Here is a 19613-nt window from a genome sequence, read left to right as displayed (position 1 = left end):
GGTCACCCGCGGCCGGCCGCACCGCCCCCCGCGCCCCCCGGCGGAAGATCCGCCCGTCAGGAGACCGGCCTGCGGCGCATCAGATAGCCCGCCGCCGCGCCCGCCGCGAACAGCGCGGTGACCGAGACCCCCGTGGCCAGCCAGGTCGCACCCAGCCACTGGGCGCCGTAGTAGCCGAGCGCCACGCTGTACGCGGCCCAGGACAGCCCGGCCAGGGCCGACCAGGGCAGGAAGTCACGGGCGCGGCGATGGGCCGCGCCCGCGCAGAAGGAGACGACCGAGCGGCCGGCGGGGGCGAAGCGGGCCAGCACGACCAGCGCGCCACCGCCCCGGGCGAGCGCTTCGCCGAGACGTTCCTGCGCGGTGGTCAGCCGGCGGGAGCGGGCTATCGCCCGGTCCAGCCGCTCCCCGCCCCGCCAGGCCAGCCGGTAGGCCACCAGGTCACCCAGGACCGAGGCGGTCGCGGCGGACAGGATCAGCGCCAGGATGTCGGGCACCTCGTGCGGGACCCGTCCCGTCGCCGCGCCGGAACCCGCCGCCGCCGCCGTGCCGGCGGTGATGACGAGCACACCGCTGGGCAACACCGGCAGGAACACGTCGAGCAGCACCGACACGGCCACCACGGCATAGATCCATGGCCCGCCCGCGAGCGCACCCACGCTTTCGAACACGACGACTCCCGTCACTCCCCCGTTGGACAGCCATACAGCGTACGCCGGGGGTGTGACAGGAGGTTCGCGGGGGGCGCGTGGGGCGACTACGGGATGTTCACAGTGCGGTGGTCCCGTTGCGTGACTGCGGGATGTTCACGGTGCGGTGGCCTCGTGGCGTGACTACGGGATGTTCACGGTGCGGTGGCTCCCTGTGCCGGTCAGACCGTCACGGGGCTCTGCTCGGCCGCGGGCTCGCTGCCCGCCGCCGCGCGCCGGCCGACGACGCGGTCCAGGCCGAAGGCGCCGGAGCCGGTGAAGACCAGCAGGAAGAACGACCAGCAGAACAGCACCGACAGTTCGCCGCCGTTCTGGATGGGCCACAGGGCGGACTGCTGGTGGATGTCGAAGTAGGCGAACGCCATCGAGCCGGAGGCGATCAGCGCGGCTCCGCGGGTGCCGAGGCCGAGCAGCACCAGGCCGCCGGCGACGAGCTGGATCACGGCCGCGTACCAGCCGGGCCAGGTGCCGGCCGGGATCGTGCCGCCGGTGCCCGAGGCGCCGCCGAGGACGCCGAACAGGGAGGCGGCACCGTGCACGGTGAAGAGCAGGCCGACGACTATGCGGAAGGCCCCTACGGCGTAGGGCTGAGCGGAGTTGAGGCGAGCGGACATGAGGGGGGACTCCTCTTCGGTGTCTGTCGGGCCGGCCGGGGACGGGCCGGCCGTGGGGGGCGGCGGTACCGAATGGAGCAACAGGTTAGGCACACCTAAGCATTGCTTGCAAGTTCAACATTCAGCCAAGCGGTGGCGCCTCCTCCGGTCACGTCCGGGCACACGAAGGCGACCGCCCGACCCGCCACTCGCGGGCCGTGCGGTGAAAAGGGGGCTCGTCCGTCCACACCCGGACCGGACGGCTACCGCGCACCCGGCACGGCCGGCTGCTCCACCCCCGGACCGGACGGCCACCGCGCGCCCCGGCACGGACGACTATTCCGCGCCCGGACCGGACGGCTGTTCCGCGCCGCGGCACGGACGGCTGCCGCGCACCCAGGCACGGACACGGCTACTCCGCCCCCGGACACGGCAGCCGCTCACCCCGGCAAGGACGGCTACTGCGCGCCCCGGGCCGGACGGCCGCGCACCTCCAGCCCGGCGAGCAGCTCCGCCGTGGCGCGGGCCACGGCCGCCACCGCCTCGTCGAAGACCTCACGGTTGTGGGCGGCGGGGGCCCGGAAGCCCGAGACCTTCCGCACGTACTGCAGCGCAGCAGCGCGGATCTCCTCGTCGGTGGGCTCGCCCGGCAGCGCGGGCGGTCGCAACGTCTTGATGCTCCGGCACATGTCCCCAAGTCTGGCGCGCGAGGCCGCCCACTGCGATGATCACCGTGAAGGCGGCCACCGACTCCCGGGGCCGACCATCGAAAGGGACAATTCCATGACGTACCCGTTCACCGTGGCCGTTCTCGGCCCCGGCGGCACCGGCGGCCTGCTCGCCGCCCTGCTCTCCCGCTCCGGCCACCGCGTGATCTGCCTGGCCGGCCGGACCACGGCCGACATCCTGCGGCGTGACGGCGTCACGGTCCGCAGCCCCCAGTTCGGCGACTTCACCGCCCCCGTGGAGGCGGACACCGAACTGCGCGAGCCGGTGGACGCCTGCCTGATCACCGTCAAGCACACCGCGCTGGACGCCGCCCTCACCCGCGTCCCGCGCGCGGCCCTCGGTGACGCCCTGGTCGTGCCGCTCCTGAACGGGGTCGAACACCCCGCCGCCCTGCGCGCCGTCCACCGCCCCGACCGGGTGGCCCCGGCCGTGATCCGCGTGGAGTCCACCCGCACCGCCCCGGGCGTGATCGAACACGGCAGCCCGTTCACCGAGATCGACCTGGCCGGGGACGGGGTGCCCCGGGACCGCCTGGAAGCGCTGGCCGACCGGCTCACGGCCGCCGGCGTGACCACGCGCATGGCCGGTGACGAGACGGCGGCCCTGTGGGCCAAGATGGCGTTCCTCGCCCCCTTCGCCCTGCTCACGACCCGCTACGGCGTGCCGCTCGGCGAGGCCCGTACCCGCCACCGTGCGGAGCTGGAGGCCCTGGTCGCCGAGACCACCGCGGTCAGCGCCGCCTGCGGAGCCCCCGCCGACCCGGACCGGGCCCTCGCCCGGTACGACGCCTTCCCGCCGGCCGCGAAGTCGTCCATGCAGCGGGACGCCGAGGCGGGCCGGCCGCTCGAACTCGACGCCATCGGCGGTGCGTTGCTCCGCGCGGCCGGGCGGCACGGCGTGCCGGTGCCGGTGACGGCGCGGCTGGTGCGGGAGCTGCGGGACGCCGGTCACTGACCCGGCGTGCCACCGGGGCCACCCGTTCGGCTGAAACATCGCCCTGGACCCCCGCTCGACCTCGCGACTCAAAATCGAACAGGCGTAGCATTGCCGTGTGGCTACGACCTATGAATTCCCCAGTGACCTCCTCGCCGGCCAGGAGGAGCTGCACCAGGTCCGGGCCGAGCTGTCGGCCCTGCTGAAGCGGCTGCCCTGGTCGGTCGAGCCGATGGACGGCTTCAGTGACGACACCGGCTGGCGCAAGGTGGAGCGGCCCGCGTCCCCCGGCTGGACGGAGGACGAGCAGGCCGAGGTGGAGAAGCTGCGGCGGCGCGAGCACGAGCTGGCGGTCTTCGTCAGCACGCACCGCTTCTGGGCCGAGGTCGCGGCGGGGGACCGCGTGGAGGCGCGCACACGGCTGAAGCACGCCCGCGAGGGGACGGCGCAGCAGGAGTAGCGGGGGACTTCGGAGCCCAGGGAGGAACGGGGGACTCCGGGCCCAGGGAGTAGCGGGGAACTCCGGGCCCAGGGAGGAACGGGGGACTCCGGGCCCGGGAGACGAAGGGGAGAAATGCGTCGGCCCCTCGGAGACTTCCGAGGGGCCGGTCCGGTGGGCGCGGACGGTTTCGAACCGCCGACATCCTGCTTGTAAGGCAGGCGCTCTACCCCTGAGCTACGCACCCGGGCAGGCCGACAGCCTACAACGCCCGGCGGGCTGCACCGCAAACCGTCTTCCGGCCCGTCGGGCACACGGCGGGGCCGGCTGGTGCCCGGGCGGCGAAGTCGCGGCTCGTACGGCGAACTGACCGGCCCGTGTTTTCGTCTTCCACGGGTGGGAGAATGACACCACCCAGGGCGAACCACAGCACGGGAGAGGGATGTGACGGCGACACCGGGCACGCCAGCGACACCGCCGTACCCACCGCCGTCCGCCGGTCAGGACCGGCACCACCCCCCTGCCCCGCAGGACACCCGGCGCCCCCGTTCCGCCCCGCCGGACACCCGGCGCCCCCGTTCCGCGCTGCGGGACACCCTCACCCTGCTGAGCCTGCCGCTGCTGGCCGCACCGGTGCTGGCCGCCTCGTTCGCCGGGGGCGGCACCCGGCGCTGGTTCGGCGGGCGGGCCGAGAGCCAGCGGGCCGAGGCGCAGGCCGCGAAGGACGCGGCGGCAGCGGCGTTCTACGAACTCGACACCGCCCAGCGGGATCTGCGGATCTCCATCGAGACGATCTCGGCGGTGGACGACTCCGCCGCCGCCCGGCGCGCCGCCTCCGGCTTCGAGGCGCTGGGGAGCCGCATCGACGAGGCCAGCCGGCAGTACATCCAGGCCGTGGACGCCCACGACCTGGACCGGGACGGCCTGGAGGCCGGCACGGCCGCCCGGGCCCGCGCCGAACTGACCGCCGCCAAGGACGAACTGCTGCGGGTCCGGGAGGAACTGGACCGGTTCGGCGACTCGCTCGGACCGCTGCTGGGCAAGGCCGAGACACAGCTGGCCCGGCTGGCCCCGGCCGTGGAGCGGGCCCGGCAGTCACTGCTGGCCGCGAGCAACGCCCTGGACGCCGTACGGGACAAGAACCTGCGGGCCGACGACCTGGCCGCCCGGCTTGCGGCCCTGTCGCCGGAGCTGACCCGGCTGAACCAGGGCGCGGGGCAGCACGGTGTGCCGGCGACGCTGGAGCGGGCCGAGCGGGTGCAGCGCGAGGCCGGGGCGATCCGGGCCGAGGCCGAGCGGCTGCCGGAGCGGGCCGCCGAGATCGACCACCGGCTGGTGTCCCTGCGGACCAGGGCGCAGGCGCTGACCACCCGGGCCGGGCAGGTGGAGCCGGTGCTGAGCGAGCTGCGCCGCCGGTTCGCCGCCGCCTGCTGGCAGGACCTGCAGCAGGTGCCGGGACTGGCCGCGGAGAACGTACGGCAGGCCGAGCTGAAGCTGGGTGAGGCGCAGGCGGCGCGGGACGCCCAGCGGTGGCCGGACGCCACCTCGCTGCTGTCGACCGTACGGGCGCTGCTGAACGCCACCGACGACGCCGTGTCGGCCGCCGGGGACCGGCTCGGAAGGCTGAACGCGGTGCAGAAGGACCCGCAGGCGGAGATCGAGCGGTCCCGGTTCGCGATCCGGGACGCGCAGCGGCTGGCCATGACGGGCCGCACCACCCCCGACCCGCGGCACGCCCGGCCGCTGGACGAGGCCGTGGCCCGGCTGGAGCGGGCGGTCGGCACGCTGGAGGGGCGGCACCCGGACTACTGGCACTTCCTGACCGAGACGGAAGGGGTGCGGCAGACGGTGGCCCGGGTCGTGGCGCAGATCCGTGAGGAGCGCGGCGGGCACTGAGCGGTGTGCGTGTTGCCGGTGGGCCGGAGCAGGCGGATATTGAAGGGACGGACGGCCTGCGCTAGCGCCCGAGGGAGGCGGACATGGCCACACACACGGTGCGTACCGGGAACGCCGAGGAGAGCCGGCGCATGCGGCTCGACGACCACCTGCCCGTCGACCACCGGCTCAACCGGGTCTACCGCATCGGCGCGGGCCTGATCGGCGCCTTCCTGGTCGCCTTCGGCATCCTGGGCCTGATCGACCAGATCGGCTTCTTCAACACCGGCGGCAACATGGTCGCGGGCCTGAACAGCAACGGCGCGCTCAGCGTGCTGTCGATCTGCATCGGTGTGCTGCTGCTGGTCGGCATGGTGATCGGCGGGAACTTCGCCTCGACCCTGAACATGGTCCTCGGCGTGCTGTTCCTGCTGAACGGCTTCCTGTTCCTGGGGCTGCTGGACACCGAGAGCAACTTCCTGGCGTTCAAGATCCAGAACGTGTTCTTCAGCTTCATCGTGGGGCTGCTGCTGATGACGTTCGGCATGTACGGCCGGGTGGGCCACAACCTGCCGCACGACAACCCGTACTGGCGGGCCCGCCACCCCGAACCCTCCCCGGCCGACCGGCGGACACAGCCCGAGCTGCGGGAAGGACAGGAGCGGCAGGGCCCGCCGCCGGATCAGGTCCGGTAGGCGTAGAACGCCGCGGTCGGGTACGAGGCGACGAGGCTGGCCACCGACCGGTTGTAGGTGTTGGTCGAGTGGTAGCTCACGTACGGCACGCCCCGGCCGTCACGGTATGTGACGATCATCGAGTGGTCCTTGGACCCGTCCCGGTTGAAGTCCATCTGGAGCACGTCGCCGATGTCCAGCTGGTAGACGTTGGCGAGGCTGGTGACGCGCTTCGAGGAGAGGGCGAACCAGGAGAACTCGTTGACACCGACGAACGAGTCCGACTGGATCTCGGAGTTGCCGAACCACTTGTGGAAGTCGTTGGTGTAGCCCGGCACGTGCTTCCAGCCGCCGGCCTTCAGGGCCTGGCTGACGAAGTTGGTGCAGTCACCGCCGGCTCCATGACCGTTGAAGTCGGGGTAGTCCGGGTTGTACTTGTTCCAGTACTTGGCCGCGTACGACACCATGGCCTTGTAGTCGTACCCGGAAGCGGTGAGGTTCTTCTTGTTGGCCGGCGCAGGCCAGGTGGTGGCCGAGCGGACCGCGTCCGGCGGGCCGTCGTCCGCGGCCGTCTTCACCTTGGCGACCTCGGGCTTGGCGACCTGGTTCACCGCGAGGTAGCCCTGGTCGGTGTCCTTGATGCCCGTGAGCTGCCAGTCGCCGTGCCGGTCGGCCGTGAAGGTCAGCTCGTGGTGCGCCTGGAAGCCGGTGGACCTCGGGCTGTTGGCCTTGGCCTTGTCGTAGGTCAGCGTCGTGCTCTCGGTGACGGCGACCTTGGCGTGCCGGCCGTTGACCTGGGTGGCGTCGAGCGTGACCTTGGTGGTACCGGCGCGGTACGACTCGCCCAGCTTGGCGAGCCGGCTGCGGCGGTCGCGCAGCTCGTCCAGCGCCGACCTCTGCTCCTGCGTCTGCCCGCCGGACAGGCGTACGGCCCCGGAGAAGCCGGAGGTGTGCCGGGTCTCCGCCTGGCCGGCGCCCTTCACGAGGGTCTGCGTGCGGTCGGTGAAGACCGCGTCGGCCAGTCGCTGGAAGGTCGCCTTGGTGGCCGCGTCCACCGTCGGGTCGTCGGTCACCGCCGCGCCCGCGCTCCAGTTGGGCACCAGGGCCACACCGGCGACCACCGAGGCGGCCGCAGCGGTGACTATGGCGGTCCGGCTCCGCTTACGGCTCAGTCTTCTAGATTTCAATGATGTTCCCCTCTACGCCGGTACTCATACCGGGAGAGGGGCATCTTCGCATGACGGGAGTGCCGGTTGTGAAGGGGGTTGCACAAGTGGAACCCACCGTACTGACTTGTTACTTGACGACCGCCGACCAGTCCGGCGACTGGGCCGGGTCGAGGCTGCGCAGGGCGGCCAGGGTCTGCGGCTTCTGCACGTCGAGCCAGTCGGCCAGTTCCTTGAAGGACACGCACTTCACGCCCTTCTTGGTGCACACGTTCTTGACCACCTGGTCGATGGACTTCATGTAGATGCCGCCGTTCCAGTCCTCGAAGTGGTTGCCCACGAACAGCGGCGCCCGGCTGCCGTAGTAGACCCGGTTGAAGCCGGCCATGTAGGAGTCGACCGTCTGCTGCTCCCACCGGGGGAACTCGGCCGGGTCGCCCTGGGTCTCTCCGTCGGACTGGTTGTACAGGAAGTTGAAGTCCATGGACAGGCCCTGGTACTTGCCGCTCTCGTACGGCAGCATCTGGAGCGGGAAGTCCCAGATGCCGTTCTTCTTCGCCGGCCATATCTGGAAGTCGCCCGGCGAACTGGCGTCGTAGCGCCAGCCGTAGCCCTTGATGGCCTTCAGCAGGTTCTTCTGGCCCTCCAGGCAGGGCGCACGGCCGCCGGTGACCTCCTTCCTGAAGTCGAAGGGGAGTGCCGGGACGTCCTTGAAGCCGGTGTTGGTCTTCCAGTGCTCCACGAAGGAGAAGAACTGGTCGATCTCGCTCTTCCACTCCTCGACGCTCCAGTCGCCGCCGCCCTTGGCGCCGCAGAAGTGGCCGTTGAAGTGGGTGCCGATCTCGTTGCCGTCCTTGTACGCCGCACTGAGCTGCTCGATCGTGGTGCGGATGTGGTCGTCGGTGGCGTAGTCGATCGCTGCGTCGCCCGCGGAGTGCATGGGGCCGTGGTACTGGGCCTTCTTGCTCTTGGGCAGCAGGTAGATGCCCGTGAGGAAGAAGGTCATGTGGGCGTTGTACTCCTCGGCCAGCTCCCGGTAGTGCGAGAACAGGTGGTCGCTGCCCTCCAGCGCGCCGTCCCAGGAGAAGACCACGAACTGGGGCGGTTTCTCACCGGGTTTGAGCGGCTTGGGCACCAACTGCCCCTTCTGCGGCCCGGTGTAGGAGGTCGAGCCGTCGCCGAGGATCTTGGTCTTCCCGTCCCACTCCGGAGTCGGGCTGGCCTTCGGCGCGGTCTGGGACCTCCCGCCGGCCGCGCCGGCCGGAGCGGTGCTGCTGTCCGTGCCGGACAGCGCCAGGAACCCGGCCACCAGCGAGGCCACGACGAGGAGGGCGGCGAGCGTCAGCACCTGCGGCCGGGTGGCGCGGGGCACGGCGCGGCCGCGGGGGGCTCGACGGCGGCCTGACGACGACATCTTGCGGGGCATGCGCGGCTCATTCTCGGGAGGGGAGGGTGGACGGGTCACGGCTCAGCCGATTCCCGTCGCGGCCGACCAGAGGGCATACGGAACGCTGTCGGCGGTCGTACCGGCCAGCCCCTTCAGCGGCAGCGGCTCCAGGGACCTGGCCAGGTCGATCCGGTAGACGACGATCGCGGTGGACACGGAGTCGGCCGTGCCCACGTACCAGGATGCGGTGTCCTTGTCCGCCGTGCCCGCCTTCCCGGAGATCCCGGACCGGCCCGCCCCCGCCTCCGGGTGGGCCGTCCGGAAGGAGTCGGTGAGCGCGTCCGTGACCTGTTCGGCCACCGTGGCGCCGACGGCGCGCTTCGGGCGCGGGGTGGCCAGGGCGACCGGGGAGCCGTTGCGGGTGATCCGGCGCACGGAGTACGGCTCGGTGTGGGTGCCCTCGGCGGCGAAGGTGGCGTAGCCGCTGGCCATCCGGATCGCGCTGGGCGTGGAGTTGCCCAGTGACAGGGCGGGCACCTGGGGGCCGATGCTGGACGGCAGCAGTCCGCTCGCCTCGGCGGTCTGGCGCACCTCGTCCAGGCCGGCGTCCATGCCGAGCTGCATGAAAGGGGTGTTGACCGACTTCGCGAGCGCCTCGCGCAGCGTGATCTTCCCGTAGGACTTCCCGCCGTCGTTGTGCGCGGCGACCTTCTTGCCGCTGCGGTCCCAGTACGGCCCCTCGGGCGTGGTCACGGGCACGGCGTCGTCGCCGTCGTAGACGCTGTCCGGGGTGACCGGGGTGGCGGGTCCGCCGCGCGTCTTGTGCACGCCGTGTTCCAGTCCGGCGGCGTAGACGAACGGCAGGAACGCGGTGCCGGCCGGGACCGTGGTCGCGTTGGACTCGTTGTAACCCTGCCTGCGGTGGTCCGGGCCGCCGTAGACGGCGAGGATCCGGCCGTCCGCGGCCACCGAGGCGGCGCCGTAGTGTCCGTTCTTCGCCACTGCCGGATCGCCCTGCCTGGCGTCCTTGCGGGCCTTGGTGACGGCGGTGGTGAGCGCCTGCTCCCGCTTGCGGTCGAAGGTCGTGTAGATCTGGTAGCCGCCCAGGTCGAACTGCTTGTCCGTCAGGTGGCCGGCCTTCTTGGCGTACTGCGAGGCCAGCTCCACCAGGTAGTCGCTCTGCTCACCGGTGTCGTACAGCGGGTTGCTCTTGAGCGGGTCGGGGAACTTGGTGTACTCGGTCCGTTCCTGCGGCGACAGCTTGCCGATCTTGACCATGCGGTCGAGGATCCAGGACCAGCGCTCCACGGCCCGCGCGTGGTTGGCCTTGCTGAGGGTGGGGTCGTAGAGACCCGCGCCCTTGAGCAGCGAGGCGAGCATGGCCGCCTCGGAGGCGTTGAGCTTGCCGACGTCCTTGCCGTAGTACGCCTGGGCGGCGCGCTGGATGCCGTAGGTGCCGCGGCCGAACCAGCTGGTGTTGAGGTAGCCCTCCAGGATCTCGTCCTTGCTCATCTTGTTGTCGAGCTTGAGCGAGATCATCGCCTCGGTGAATTTGCGGCTGATCGTCTGGTTCTGCGTCAGATAAACGTTCTTCACATACTGCTGGGTAATAGTGGATCCGCCCTCGGTGTCACCCTCACCCACCGTGCGGAACAGCGCCCGGGTGATGCCTTTGACGGATATGCCCGGGTCCGAGTAGAAACTTTCGTTCTCCGCGGCGAGCACCGCCCAGCGGACGTCCTCGGGTATGTCCTTCAGCGGCATCGCCTGCCGCTGCACCCAGCCGGTGCGGGCCATGGGGGTGCCGTCGGACCAGAAGTAGACGTTGTCCTGCTGGGTCGCGTACGAGTTCAGGTTGCTCGGTATGTCCGTCATCGCGTACGCGGTGACGAGGAACGCCCCGAGGAGGCCGCACGAGGTCAGGACGGCGCCGATCCACTGGCGCCAGGAGGGCATCCAGCGGCGCCAGCCGGTGCGGCCGGGACGGGGGTAGACCGGCTTCAGACGGCGGGCGTAGGGGGCTATTCGGCGCGCGTACGGGGCCAGCGGGCCCAGCACACGGCCGGCCGCGCCCGCCACCGCGGAGGCGGCGGCGCCCTTCTCCCGCCCGGCGGAGCGCGTGCTGCGCCGGCGCTCCGCCCGGCCACCGCCCGCAGCGGGCGGCTCCGGCGGCGCGGGTACGCGCAGCTGCATCGTCTCGTCCGCCCTGAGGGCGTCGACTCTCAGATGCAGGGTCTCGTCGGCGTTCGACGGCTTCTCGTCCCGGCCGCCCCCCACGGGGCCGCCCTCCCCCTGCGACGCATTGGTCACCCTGCGTCTCCCTCCGCACTCGACTTGCTCGCGCGGGTGAGCTGAGCATCCTCGCAACGGCGTTCACAAATTATCAGTAACGTTTTCGAATGCCCTGCACATATGCCGGATAGAAAGCAACACTCATGAAACATTGAGATGCCCCGGCCCGGGCCTCGACGGCTAACCTGGGCGCATGCCTCGCTACGAGTACCGCTGCCGGACCTGCGGCGACACGTTCGAACTCAGCCGCCCGATGGCGCAGTCCGCCGCCCCCGCCGCCTGCCCCGCGGGCCACGACGACACGGTGAAGCTGCTGTCGACGGTGGCCGTCGGCGGCGTGTCGAACGCCACCGCGCCGGCCCCCCGGGGCGGCGGGGCCGGCGGCGGCTGCTGCGGGGGCGGCTGCTGCGGCTAACCCCGCCCCCGGACGGCGGCCGTACGGGCCGCTCCCAGGAACTCCCCGAGGATCCGCTCCCCCGCCAGTACGCCTCGCTCCGGGAGCGCGCCGACCTCCGGCGCGCTCCAGCCGGCGTCCGCCAGCTCGCCGTGGCCCGGGCGCCAGCCGCGGTCGGCGGCCAGCAGCAGGTCGGCGTCGAGGAGCGAGTCCCCGGCGGCCAGGGTCAGCTCCGCGCCGGTGCGCCGGGCCAGCTCCCGGACGGCCGCGCCCTTGGTGAGCGGCTTCGGGACGGCGTAGATCTTGCGGCCCTGCAAGGACACCGTCCAGCCCCGGTTCTCCGCCCACACCGCCAGCTCCTTCACCCAGTCCGCGGGCAGCAGCTCGCGCTCGACCACGAGGTAGGCGAACAGATCCTCGGCGACCCGGTGCTTGCGCACCCAGACCGGGTCGGAGGAGCGCAGCAGATGCTCGCGGACCTCCGCCAGCGGCGCGCACTCGTCGGCGAGCCGCGCCTGCACGCGCGCGTGCCAGTCGGCGTCCGTGACCCCGTCGACCAGCAGATGCCCGCCGTTGGCGCAGATCGCGTACTGCGCGGGCGGCCCCGGCAGGTTGATGCGCTCGTACTGCTTGCGCGTGCGGGTCGTGGCCGGCACGAAGACGGCCGTGTCGCCGAGCTCGGTCAGCAGCCGGGCCGCGGTCTCCGTCATGTAGGACAGCGGCTTGGCCTCGTGCACCTCCACGCACAGCAGCCGGGGGGCCCGGGCGTCGGGCATGGTCAGGGCGAGGGCCGCCGCGGAGTAGATCAGCGTGCGGTCGAGGTCGCTGGCCACCAGCACCGTCATCAGAGGGTCACCGCCTTGCCGTCGGCGCCGGTGGCGCCTCGCGTGTACTTGGGATGGATCAGCCCGACGCAGGTGTAGGGCAGGTCGCCGACCTCCTCGACCGGCACCCCGCGCTGCTCGGCGAGCAGCCGTACGTGGTCCAGGTCGGCACCCGCCCCCGCCCGGGCGAGGATCTTCCACGGCACCCGGCGCAGCAGCACCCGGGTGGTCTCGCCGACACCGGGCTTGACCAGGTTCACGTCGTGGATGCCGTACTCCTCGCTGATCCGCTCGACCGCCCGCCAGCCGGCCCAGGTCGGGGTGCGGTCGGCGGCCAGCAGCTCCTTGGCCGCCTCCTCGACGGCGTCGGCGACCTCGGGGAAGCGGGCGGAGACCGCGTCCAGGAAGGCACCGGAGACGTCGGCTCCGGCGAGTTCGCGGTAGAACTTCGCGCCGTGGAAGTCGTGCGGGCCGACCAGGTCGGCGCGCAGGACCGTGCGCGAGACGAGACCGGAGACGGTCGAGTTCAGACAGGCGGAGGGGATGAGGAAGTCCTCGCGGGTGCCGTAGGTGCGCACGCAGGAGCCGGGGTCGGCGAGGACGGCGATCTCCGGGTCGAACCCGGTGACGCCCTCCTTCGCCTCGAACTCCTCGACCGCCTGGGCGAGTTCGCGGGTGATGGCGCCCTTGCCGGTCCAGCCGTCGACGAAGACGACGTCCCGGGGGTCGTGCCGGCCGGCGAGCCAGCGCAGCGCGTTGGTGTCGATGCCCCGGCCGCGCACGATCGACACGGCGTAGTGGGGCAGGTCGAGGCCGTGCCGGAACTGCGCCCAGCGGCGCATCAGGACGCCGACCGGGGTGCCCGCGCGGGCGAGGGAGACCAGGACCGGGCGGGGCGACCTCTCGGCGATCACCGTCTCGGTGACCGCGCCGACGGCCCGCGCGATCCGGGCCGCCGACTCCTCCAGGGCCGTGTGGAACAGCTCCTGGTACCGCTCGCTGGGCTGGTACTCCACCGGCAGCGACTCGGCGTAGTGCGCGCCGCCGCGCTGGATGGCCTCTTCCCGCTCCTCGGTCGGCGCCTCCAGCGTGACGGCGGAGAGGTCCTGGAGCAGCCAGCCGACCTCCTGCGGCGCGTACGAGGAGAAAGCGGGGCCGCGGAGGGGCTCGGGCAGCATGGCCGGCCTTTCGGGAGCGTGCGGGACGTACGACGGTACGACCGCGAGCAGCACGTGCGGGACGTGGGCCGCCAGACGGGCCAGCAGACCGTCGGGTGCGTGCAGGGCGGGGGTGTCGGCGGCGGAGTCCACCACGGCGACGACGGCGTCGAAGCCGCCGCCGGCGACGTTGTAGGCGTAGCGCTCGCCGGGACCGTCGGCCGGGTCGTCGTGGGCGGGGAAGACCAGGCGGGTGCGGATCGCGTAGCCGGGGTCGTCGACCGCGAGGACGGGCGAGCGGGTGGTGGTGGAGAAGCGCACCTCGGCGTCCGTGGTCCGCTCCAGCGCGTGGGCGAGGCGCAGCGGGGCGTACATCAGCTCTTCGCAGCCGAGGACGAGGACGCGCCGGGCGCCGGCGGGCAGGGCGTCGCGGAGGCGGGCGGCCATGGCGGGCAGCGCGGTGTCGAGGCGGGCGCGATGGGCGGGGGTGAAGCCGTGCCGGCCGCCGTCGGGCAGTCCGCGGGGCCAGCCGAGGTCGACCCGCCCGGCGGGCGCCGGCGTACCCGCAGGGGTGCGGGGCGGGACGTCCTGCGGCTTTGCCGGGCGGGCGCGGCCGGCCGCACCGGGTCCGGCCTGCTCGTACCGCGCGACCAGTTCCTGCCCCTTCTCCAGCACCCCCTCCGGCAGCCGTACGGTCCCGGACACCGTGGCGATCAGATCCAGCCGGGCCCCGGTCTCCCCGGCGAACCGTTCCATCCGGGCGCAGTCCTCGGGGGAACGCATGTCGACCAGCGCGACCACCACGTACCGCCGCCGCGGACAGCGCTCGTGCAGGTCGCGGATGGTGTTGAGCACCGTGTTGCCGGTCGAGAACTCGTCGTCGACCAGGACCAGCGGCCCGTCGCCGGCCAGCAGGCCGGGGTCCTCCGGCAGCAGCAGGTGGGACGTGGCGTGGGAGTGCGACTCCTCGAACCCGCCCGCGGGGACGAGACCGGCCACCGGCCGCCGGGTGGAGTGCAGATAGGGGGCGCGGCCCAGGCCGTCGGCGACCGCGTGGCCCAGACCGGTCGCGGTCTCGGCGTAGCCGAGGACGACGGCGGTGGCCGCCTCCGCCTCGCCGAGCAGGTCGAGGACCCGCCGGCCGAGGCGCAGCCCGTGGTCGTACACCACGGCCGGCGACTGGGGCACGTGCTTGCCGAGGACGTTCGAGACCAGCAGGTGGGCCCGCTTGGGGTTGCGGCGCAGCGCGAGCCCCAGCAGGGCCGGCAGCCCGTCGTCCCCCACGAGTGCGACCCCGAGCCGCTCGGCGACCCAGCTGCCGGACCAGACCTCGTCGTTCACTGCGTTGTTCATGCGTTCCTTGGAGAGGCGGAGAAGAGGGTCAGCCGGGTATGCCGGCGGCGAGCAGTTCCACGAAGCCGACGTCCTCGTGCGCGACGCCGAACACCTCGGCCCGCAGCAGGGTGCGCTCGGCCCAGGCGCGGTGCGGCTTCACCTCGTTCATCTTGTTCGTGTAGGCCGAACGGAGTACACCCCCGCCGGTCCGTTCCGGCCGGAGGATGTCCTGCGCGTCGCTGTACTCCTCGTGGCTGACCACGGACAGCGCGTGCACGGGCAGCACGTGGGAGGGGTGGATGCAGGTCTTGCCGAGCAGGCCGTTGGCCTGGTCGAGGGAGATCTCCCGGAGCAGTCCGTCCATGGCGTGCTCGATGAGTTTCTTGCGCAGGTCCACGGCCTGCACCTCCAGGAAGGGGCTCTGCCGGAGCTGCGGCTTGAACATGCGTTCGGGAGCGCGGAAGTACTCCCAGACCGGGCCCGTGACGGTGAAGCCGGTGCCGTCGGCGCGGGCGAGCATGTTCACGACGTCGGCGATCACGGAGGCGACGATCTGGACGTCGTAGGCGGTCATGTCGGGGGCGCGGCGCAGGCCGTAGGAGGAGCAGAAGTCGGTGACGCCCAGGCGCAGGGCGAGCACCCGGTCGCGGTACTTGTCGACCGCGCGGGAGATGCCCTCCAGGGTGTCCACGCGCGACTCCCGGTAGAGCAGCTCGGGGGACTCCAGGACGGGCATGGCGAAGAGGCGCCGGCCGGCGGCGTGCTCGGCCACGGCCAGGGCCTCCAGGAAGGGTATGCCGCGCTCCTCGGTGAACTTGGGCAGCACGAACCCGCACAGCAGGCGCACGGCCGGGCCCAGGCGGCGGACCAGGTCCGGGATCTGCCCGGGGGTGCGCACCCGGATGAACAGCAGGGGCGGCTCCACGCCGGGCCGGGCGTGGAGGTCGGCGAGCTGCCGGACGAGGTTCTCCTCGCCCGCCGGGACGTCCTCGTCGCCGATCGAGTCCTCCAGGCACAGCACCATCGAGACCACGCCGTTGCCGGCCTGCCGGACGATGTCGTCGGCGAGCCGCGGCCGGGTGGCCGGGCTGTAGAGCGTGGCGCCCAGGGCCGCGGAGAGCAGCCGGGCCGGGGAGTCGGCGGTGAACGCGCACGGCTCCCGGTGGAAGAGGCGCTGTCGTTCCTCGGGGGCGATGTGCCCGAAATGACGCATGGGACTCCCTCAGGGTGCGAGCCGAGCCTCTGGGTTCGGTAAAGGGTGGCCGGTAATAGTACGTAGAGACCCATGTCGGGGGTTCCCGCCGGGCATGAATTTCCGGTAACTCGCCCATGTCGGTGGCATAGCCCCCCGCATTGTCGTGATCAGGACCGAGAAGGCAGGATGACCGCATGACGCACGCGATGCTGAAGGGGTCGAACGTCCCGCTGGAGGCCACCACGGTGCGCGCCGTGCTGCGCTGGACGCCCGGGCAGGGGGTCCCGGACGTGGATGTGTCGGCGCTGCTGCTGGGTTCCGACGGCCGTGTGCGCTCCGACGAGGACTTCGTCTTCTACAACCAGCCCCGGCACCCCTCCGGGAAGGTGTGGCGGCTGGGCAAGAAACGGATCGCCGAGGGGCTGACCGACACGATCCAGACAGATCTCTCCGGCGTCGAGCCGGGCGTCGCCCGGATCGTGGTGGTCGCCTCCGCCGACGGGGTCGTCTTCGAACAGGTGCCGGCGCTGTGCATCCTGCTGTACGACGCGGCGGTCGCCGACGGGGAGCCGCTGGCGCGGTTCGAGATCAAGCCGGAGACCGGCGCGGAGACGGCGCTGATCTGCGGTGAGCTGTACCGGCGCGGGGAGGGCTGGAAGTTCCGGGCGCTCGGCGAGGGCTACTCCAACGGGCTGAAGGGTCTCGCCACGGACTTCGGCATCTCGGTGGACGAGTCGGAGGCGGCCGAGGCGGCGGAGGACCGGGCGCCGGGCGAGACGACGTCACAGCCGCTGCCTCCGGAGCAGCCCACGTCCGCGCTGCCGGCGCAGCAGCCGGCGTTCCCGGCCCCGGGGCCGCCGTCCGCCTACGGGTATCCGCAGTCGACGTCGGCGCCGTCGGCCTACGGGTATCCGCAGCCGGCGTACGGCTACCCCCAGTCCCCGCCGGTGCCGGTCGCCGTGGGCGCGGATCCGGACTTCCGGCTGCCTCCGCAGGGGCCGCAGTTCATCGGGCGGTAGCCGGTCCGCCCGGCGGCCGGGCCCTCGGCGCGTGCGCGGGCCGCGGGCGGTCCGTCGCACGGATCGCCCCCGCGGGGCTTCTAGCGGTCGGCCTTCGTCTTGTAACCCCTGCCCCACTGCAGGCCCCAGCCGTACAGGCGGTCCAGTTCGCCCTGGAAGCCGTAGACGAACTTCACCTCGCGGCGGACGATCAGTTCGTCCTTGATGTTCTCGATCATCACCACGGCGCACGAGCGGGCCTGGGGGTGGCGCTCGTCCAGACCTATCTCGATGCGGGGGCCGTTGCTGGGGTAGAGGGTGACGACGGCGTGGGTACGGTCGAAGGCGGGGGTCTGGTCGTAGATGTAGACGAAGACCAGCATCCGCTTGAGGTCGTCCCGGTGGTCGAGGTTGACGTACATCGTCTCGCCCGACCCCGAGCCGAACCGGTCGTCGCCGCTGAGCTTGATGTACGGCGGTGCGTTGACGTCCCCCAGGTAGCCGCCGAGCGGCTGTACGACCCCCTTCGTACCGTCGGTCAGCTCGTACAGACAGCCGAGGTCGAGGTCGACGTCGACCATGCTCTGGCCGTGACCGATGATCTCCGGCGGCTTCAGGGCCTTGAAGGGGTGGCGCAGCAGGCTGGTGCGGCCCCCGTCGAAGTCGGAGGTCCGCATCCGCCACGACAGGTTGACCCGCAGGTTGCCGGTGGCGGCGCCCTGCCTGGTGAGTGACACCGTCTGGTGCCGCCTGGTCAGTTCGATGGCGTTGGTCGACGCGTTGCCCGAGTCGAAGTCGGCGGCGCGCCCGCCCAGCAGCCCGTCGAAGAATCCCATTCCCGCCCCCAGGTCCTGTCGTGACGCCGACGGGGCGGCCGACCGCGTCGGCCGCCCCGTTCGAAGCGTTCCTCACCGGCCGGGGTGTCACACCCCGGAGGAGACCTCGGCCTTCTCGCCGCTGCCCTCCGCCGAGGCCAGCGCGCGGTTGCGGCGGACCGAGGAGAAGAACGACAAGGCGATCAGGACGACGCCGACGAGACCGGTGATGACCTCGTGGATCTCGTACCGGATGGTGACCATGAGGATCACGGCGAGGGCGCCGATGGCGTAGTGGGCGCCGTGCTCCAGGTAGACGTAGTCGTCGAGCGTGCCCTGGCGGACCAGGTACACGGTGAGCGAGCGGACGTACATCGCGCCGATGCCGAGGCCGAGGGCCATCAGGACGATGTCGTTGGTGACGGCGAAGGCGCCGATCACACCGTCGAACGAGAAGGACGCGTCCAGGACCTCCAGGTAGAGGAACATGAAGAACGCGGCCTGGCCGGCCAGGACGACCGCGGGCTTCTGCTTGCCGGAACGGGCGGCCTCTTCCTCCTGCTCGTGCTCGCGCTCCTCCTCTTCCTCCAGCTTGTCCTCGAAGTAGCCGGAGAGTCCGCCGACGACCATGTAGGTGATCAGGCCGGCGATGCCGGCGATCAGGACCGTCTGGGCCTTGTCCACGTGGGCGCCGCCGTGCTGGTGGGCGTGGGTGGCGAAGGTGAAGGAGGTGATCAGCAGGACGATCAGGGCGATGCAGACCGACAGCATGTCGACCTTGCCGAGCTTGGCCAGGGGCCGCTCGATCCAGCGCAGCCACTGGATGTCCCGGTCCTCGAAGATGAAGTCGAGGAAGATCATCAGCAGGAACATGCCACCGAAGGCGGCGATCGCCGGGTGGGCGTCGGTGACCAGCTCCTGGTAGCGGTCCTTGTTGTTGAGGGCCAGGTCGACGGCCTCGATCGGGCCCATCTTCGCGCTGATCGCGACGATGACGACGGGGAACACCAGCCGCATGCCGAAGACGGCGATGAGGACACCGACCGTGAGGAAGATCTTCTGCCAGAAGGCGTTCATCTTCTTCAGGATTCCGGCGTTGACCACCGCGTTGTCGAAGGACAGCGAGATCTCCAGGATGGCCAGGATCGCCACGATGCCGAAGGCGGTCCACCCCCCGTAGAACGCCGCCGCGACCAGGCCGAGCGCGGTGACCGCGAACGACCAGCCGAAGGTTTTGAGAAGCACTGGCTATCCCATCATCTCTGGGGGCACCTCCCAGACGAAGTCTGAGGGAGGGACTCCCCCGCGCCGCACGCGGCTTTACGAAACGTTGACTCCGAAGTCTAGGGCGATGCCCCGGAGCCCCGACGCGTACCCCTGTCCTACGGCCCGGAACTTCCACTCTCCCTGGTAGCGGTAGAGCTCACCGAAGATCATCGCCGTCTCGGTGGAGGCGTCCTCGCTGAGGTCGTAGCGGGCCAGTTCCTGGCCGTCGGCCTGGTTGACGACCCGGATGAACGCGTTGGAGACCTGGCCGAAGGTCTGGCCCCGTTCGTCCGCCATGTGGATCGAGACCGGAAAGATGATCTTCTCGCACTGCGGCGGGACCTTGGCGAGGTCCACCAGGATCGATTCGTCGTCGCCCTCGCCCTCACCGGTGAGGTTGTCACCGGTGTGCTCCACGGAGCCGTCAGGGCTCGTGAGCTGGTTGTAGAACACGAAGTACTCGTCGCCCATCACCCGGTTGCCGGCGCCGCACAGCAGCGCGCTGGCGTCCAGGTCGAAGGGGGCCCCGGTGGTGGAGCGGGCGTCCCAGCCGAGCCCGATCATGACGTTCGTGAGGTTCGGTGCGGCCTTGGAGAGGGAGACATTGCCTCCCTTGGCGAGTGTGACGCCCATGGTCCTGGTCCTCCCCTGGTGAAGCTTCCCTGGTTGTCCTGCGCGTCCGGCGCCGCCCCTAAACGGTGCGGCGCCGGACCGGGGGGTGTTTCCGCGTCAGACGTTGACGCCGAAGTCCTGCGCGATGCCGCGCAGCCCGGAGGCGTAGCCCTGGCCGATGGCCCGGAACTTCCACTCCGCGCCGTTGCGGTACAGCTC

The 19613-nt window shown here is 71.5% G+C and carries 19 protein-coding genes and 1 tRNA gene; 6 read left to right on the top strand and 14 right to left on the bottom strand.

Features of this window, described 5'->3' with window-relative positions:
* Positions 1-56: 56 nt before the first annotated feature.
* From GT045_RS10560 to GT045_RS10550, 3 genes are all read right to left on the bottom strand, one after another.
* Positions 57-671, bottom strand: coding sequence for a VTT domain-containing protein (locus tag GT045_RS10560; protein ID WP_161333984.1), 615 nt, complete (start codon positions 669-671; stop codon positions 57-59).
* A 200-nt stretch (positions 672-871) separates the two neighbouring features.
* Positions 872-1324, bottom strand: a complete 453-nt coding sequence (locus GT045_RS10555; RefSeq protein ID WP_161333983.1) for a DoxX family protein — start codon at positions 1322-1324, stop codon at positions 872-874.
* 437 nt (positions 1325-1761) lie between these two features.
* Complete coding sequence (locus GT045_RS10550) at positions 1762-1992, bottom strand: DUF2277 domain-containing protein (protein WP_161297188.1); 231 nt, start codon at positions 1990-1992, stop codon at positions 1762-1764.
* Between the two features lie 94 nt (positions 1993-2086).
* Here GT045_RS10550 and GT045_RS10545 point away from each other — a divergent pair, with 94 nt between their 5' ends.
* Both GT045_RS10545 and GT045_RS10540 read left to right on the top strand, forming a co-directional pair.
* Entirely contained in the window at positions 2087-2986 is a 900-nt protein-coding gene (locus GT045_RS10545; RefSeq protein ID WP_161333982.1) for a 2-dehydropantoate 2-reductase, read from the top strand.
* Between the two features lie 97 nt (positions 2987-3083).
* Positions 3084-3425: a hypothetical protein gene (locus GT045_RS10540; RefSeq protein ID WP_161297192.1), complete on the top strand. Its 342-nt coding sequence runs from the start codon at positions 3084-3086 to the stop codon at positions 3423-3425.
* A gap of 154 nt (positions 3426-3579) precedes the next feature.
* Here GT045_RS10540 and GT045_RS10535 read toward each other — a convergent pair.
* A tRNA-Val gene (locus tag GT045_RS10535) sits at positions 3580-3651 on the bottom strand.
* Between the two features lie 197 nt (positions 3652-3848).
* Between GT045_RS10535 and GT045_RS10530 the strand changes: the two genes are divergently transcribed.
* Both GT045_RS10530 and GT045_RS10525 read left to right on the top strand, forming a co-directional pair.
* Positions 3849-5300, top strand: a complete 1452-nt coding sequence (locus GT045_RS10530; protein ID WP_161333981.1) for a hypothetical protein — start codon at positions 3849-3851, stop codon at positions 5298-5300.
* A gap of 83 nt (positions 5301-5383) precedes the next feature.
* Positions 5384-5974 carry a DUF4383 domain-containing protein gene (locus GT045_RS10525; protein ID WP_161297196.1) on the top strand — a complete coding sequence of 197 codons (591 nt, stop codon included), beginning with the start codon at positions 5384-5386 and terminating at the stop codon, positions 5972-5974.
* Here GT045_RS10525 and GT045_RS10520 read toward each other — a convergent pair.
* The 3 genes from GT045_RS10520 to GT045_RS10510 all read right to left on the bottom strand — a co-directional run bounded on the left by GT045_RS10520 (position 5962) and on the right by GT045_RS10510 (position 10699).
* Positions 5962-7074 (bottom strand): amidase domain-containing protein, encoded by a 1113-nt coding sequence (locus tag GT045_RS10520; protein ID WP_345942603.1) that lies wholly within the window; start codon positions 7072-7074, stop codon positions 5962-5964. The genes GT045_RS10525 and GT045_RS10520 overlap by 13 nt on opposite strands.
* 175 nt (positions 7075-7249) lie before the next feature.
* Complete coding sequence (locus GT045_RS10515; protein WP_161333980.1) at positions 7250-8545, bottom strand: hypothetical protein; 1296 nt, start codon at positions 8543-8545, stop codon at positions 7250-7252.
* Positions 8546-8587: 42 nt separating this feature from the next.
* On the bottom strand, positions 8588-10699 hold the full coding sequence (locus tag GT045_RS10510; protein WP_237538499.1) for a transglycosylase domain-containing protein: 2112 nt from the start codon (positions 10697-10699) through the stop codon (positions 8588-8590).
* Positions 10700-10991: 292 nt separating this feature from the next.
* On the opposite strand from GT045_RS10510, the gene GT045_RS10505 reads away from it, so the two are divergent.
* Positions 10992-11213, top strand: coding sequence for a zinc ribbon domain-containing protein (locus GT045_RS10505; protein ID WP_161333979.1), 222 nt, complete (start codon positions 10992-10994; stop codon positions 11211-11213).
* On the opposite strand, the gene GT045_RS10500 is transcribed toward GT045_RS10505, so the two are convergent.
* The 3 genes from GT045_RS10500 to GT045_RS10490 are packed head-to-tail and all read right to left on the bottom strand — an operon-like array spanning position 11210 to position 15721.
* A complete protein-coding gene (locus tag GT045_RS10500; RefSeq protein ID WP_161290354.1) occupies positions 11210-12037 on the bottom strand; it encodes an HAD family hydrolase in 828 nt (275 codons plus the stop codon). The two genes, GT045_RS10505 and GT045_RS10500, sit on opposite strands and share 4 nt — an antisense overlap.
* The gene (locus tag GT045_RS10495; RefSeq protein WP_161333978.1) at positions 12037-14526 is read right to left on the bottom strand and encodes a phosphoribosyltransferase; all 2490 of its coding nucleotides are present in this window, start codon (positions 14524-14526) and stop codon (positions 12037-12039) included. The genes GT045_RS10500 and GT045_RS10495 overlap by 1 nt, the downstream gene beginning before the upstream one ends.
* A 28-nt stretch (positions 14527-14554) precedes the next feature.
* Positions 14555-15721, bottom strand: a complete 1167-nt coding sequence (locus GT045_RS10490) for an HpcH/HpaI aldolase/citrate lyase family protein (protein ID WP_161290351.1) — start codon at positions 15719-15721, stop codon at positions 14555-14557.
* Between the two features lie 176 nt (positions 15722-15897).
* Between GT045_RS10490 and GT045_RS10485 the strand changes: the two genes are divergently transcribed.
* Positions 15898-16722: a TerD family protein gene (locus GT045_RS10485; RefSeq protein WP_161290349.1), complete on the top strand. Its 825-nt coding sequence runs from the start codon at positions 15898-15900 to the stop codon at positions 16720-16722.
* 80 nt (positions 16723-16802) lie between these two features.
* On the opposite strand, the gene GT045_RS10480 is transcribed toward GT045_RS10485, so the two are convergent.
* From GT045_RS10480 to GT045_RS10465, 4 genes are all read right to left on the bottom strand, one after another.
* Complete coding sequence (locus tag GT045_RS10480) at positions 16803-17537, bottom strand: Tellurium resistance (protein ID WP_161290347.1); 735 nt, start codon at positions 17535-17537, stop codon at positions 16803-16805.
* An 87-nt stretch (positions 17538-17624) separates the two neighbouring features.
* Positions 17625-18761 (bottom strand): DUF475 domain-containing protein, encoded by a 1137-nt coding sequence (locus GT045_RS10475; RefSeq protein ID WP_161290345.1) that lies wholly within the window; start codon positions 18759-18761, stop codon positions 17625-17627.
* 75 nt (positions 18762-18836) lie between these two features.
* Entirely contained in the window at positions 18837-19415 is a 579-nt protein-coding gene (locus tag GT045_RS10470) for a TerD family protein (protein WP_161290343.1), read from the bottom strand.
* Between the two features lie 96 nt (positions 19416-19511).
* The coding region (locus tag GT045_RS10465; protein ID WP_161333514.1) for a TerD family protein at positions 19512-19613 on the bottom strand (102 nt) is incomplete at its 5' end.

Origin of the sequence: Streptomyces sp. SID486, from assembly GCF_009865385.1 — a bacterium.
In the GTDB taxonomy this organism is placed as follows: Bacteria; Actinomycetota; Actinomycetes; order Streptomycetales; family Streptomycetaceae; genus Streptomyces.
The sequence above is the reverse complement of the archived record's forward strand: the minus strand, read 5'-3'. Positions and strand labels throughout refer to the sequence as shown.

Bases quoted from the DNA above. Each gene is read 5' to 3' on its own strand.
- GT045_RS10555 (WP_161333983.1), bottom strand. From the start codon at position 1,324: ATGTCCGCTCGCCTCAACTCCGCTCAGCCCTACGCCGTAGGGGCCTTC.
- GT045_RS10550 (WP_161297188.1), bottom strand. From the start codon at position 1,992: ATGTGCCGGAGCATCAAGACGTTGCGACCGCCCGCGCTGCCGGGCGAG.
- GT045_RS10545 (WP_161333982.1), top strand. From the start codon at position 2,087: ATGACGTACCCGTTCACCGTGGCCGTTCTCGGCCCCGGCGGCACCGGC.
- GT045_RS10525 (WP_161297196.1), top strand. From the start codon at position 5,384: ATGGCCACACACACGGTGCGTACCGGGAACGCCGAGGAGAGCCGGCGC.
- GT045_RS10515 (WP_161333980.1), bottom strand. From the start codon at position 8,545: ATGCCCCGCAAGATGTCGTCGTCAGGCCGCCGTCGAGCCCCCCGCGGC.
- GT045_RS10510 (WP_237538499.1), bottom strand. From the start codon at position 10,699: ATGCAGCTGCGCGTACCCGCGCCGCCGGAGCCGCCCGCTGCGGGCGGT.
- GT045_RS10505 (WP_161333979.1), top strand. From the start codon at position 10,992: ATGCCTCGCTACGAGTACCGCTGCCGGACCTGCGGCGACACGTTCGAA.
- GT045_RS10500 (WP_161290354.1), bottom strand. From the start codon at position 12,037: ATGACGGTGCTGGTGGCCAGCGACCTCGACCGCACGCTGATCTACTCC.
- GT045_RS10495 (WP_161333978.1), bottom strand. From the start codon at position 14,526: ATGAACAACGCAGTGAACGACGAGGTCTGGTCCGGCAGCTGGGTCGCC.
- GT045_RS10490 (WP_161290351.1), bottom strand. From the start codon at position 15,721: ATGCGTCATTTCGGGCACATCGCCCCCGAGGAACGACAGCGCCTCTTC.
- GT045_RS10485 (WP_161290349.1), top strand. From the start codon at position 15,898: ATGACGCACGCGATGCTGAAGGGGTCGAACGTCCCGCTGGAGGCCACC.
- GT045_RS10480 (WP_161290347.1), bottom strand. From the start codon at position 17,537: ATGGGATTCTTCGACGGGCTGCTGGGCGGGCGCGCCGCCGACTTCGAC.
- GT045_RS10470 (WP_161290343.1), bottom strand. From the start codon at position 19,415: ATGGGCGTCACACTCGCCAAGGGAGGCAATGTCTCCCTCTCCAAGGCC.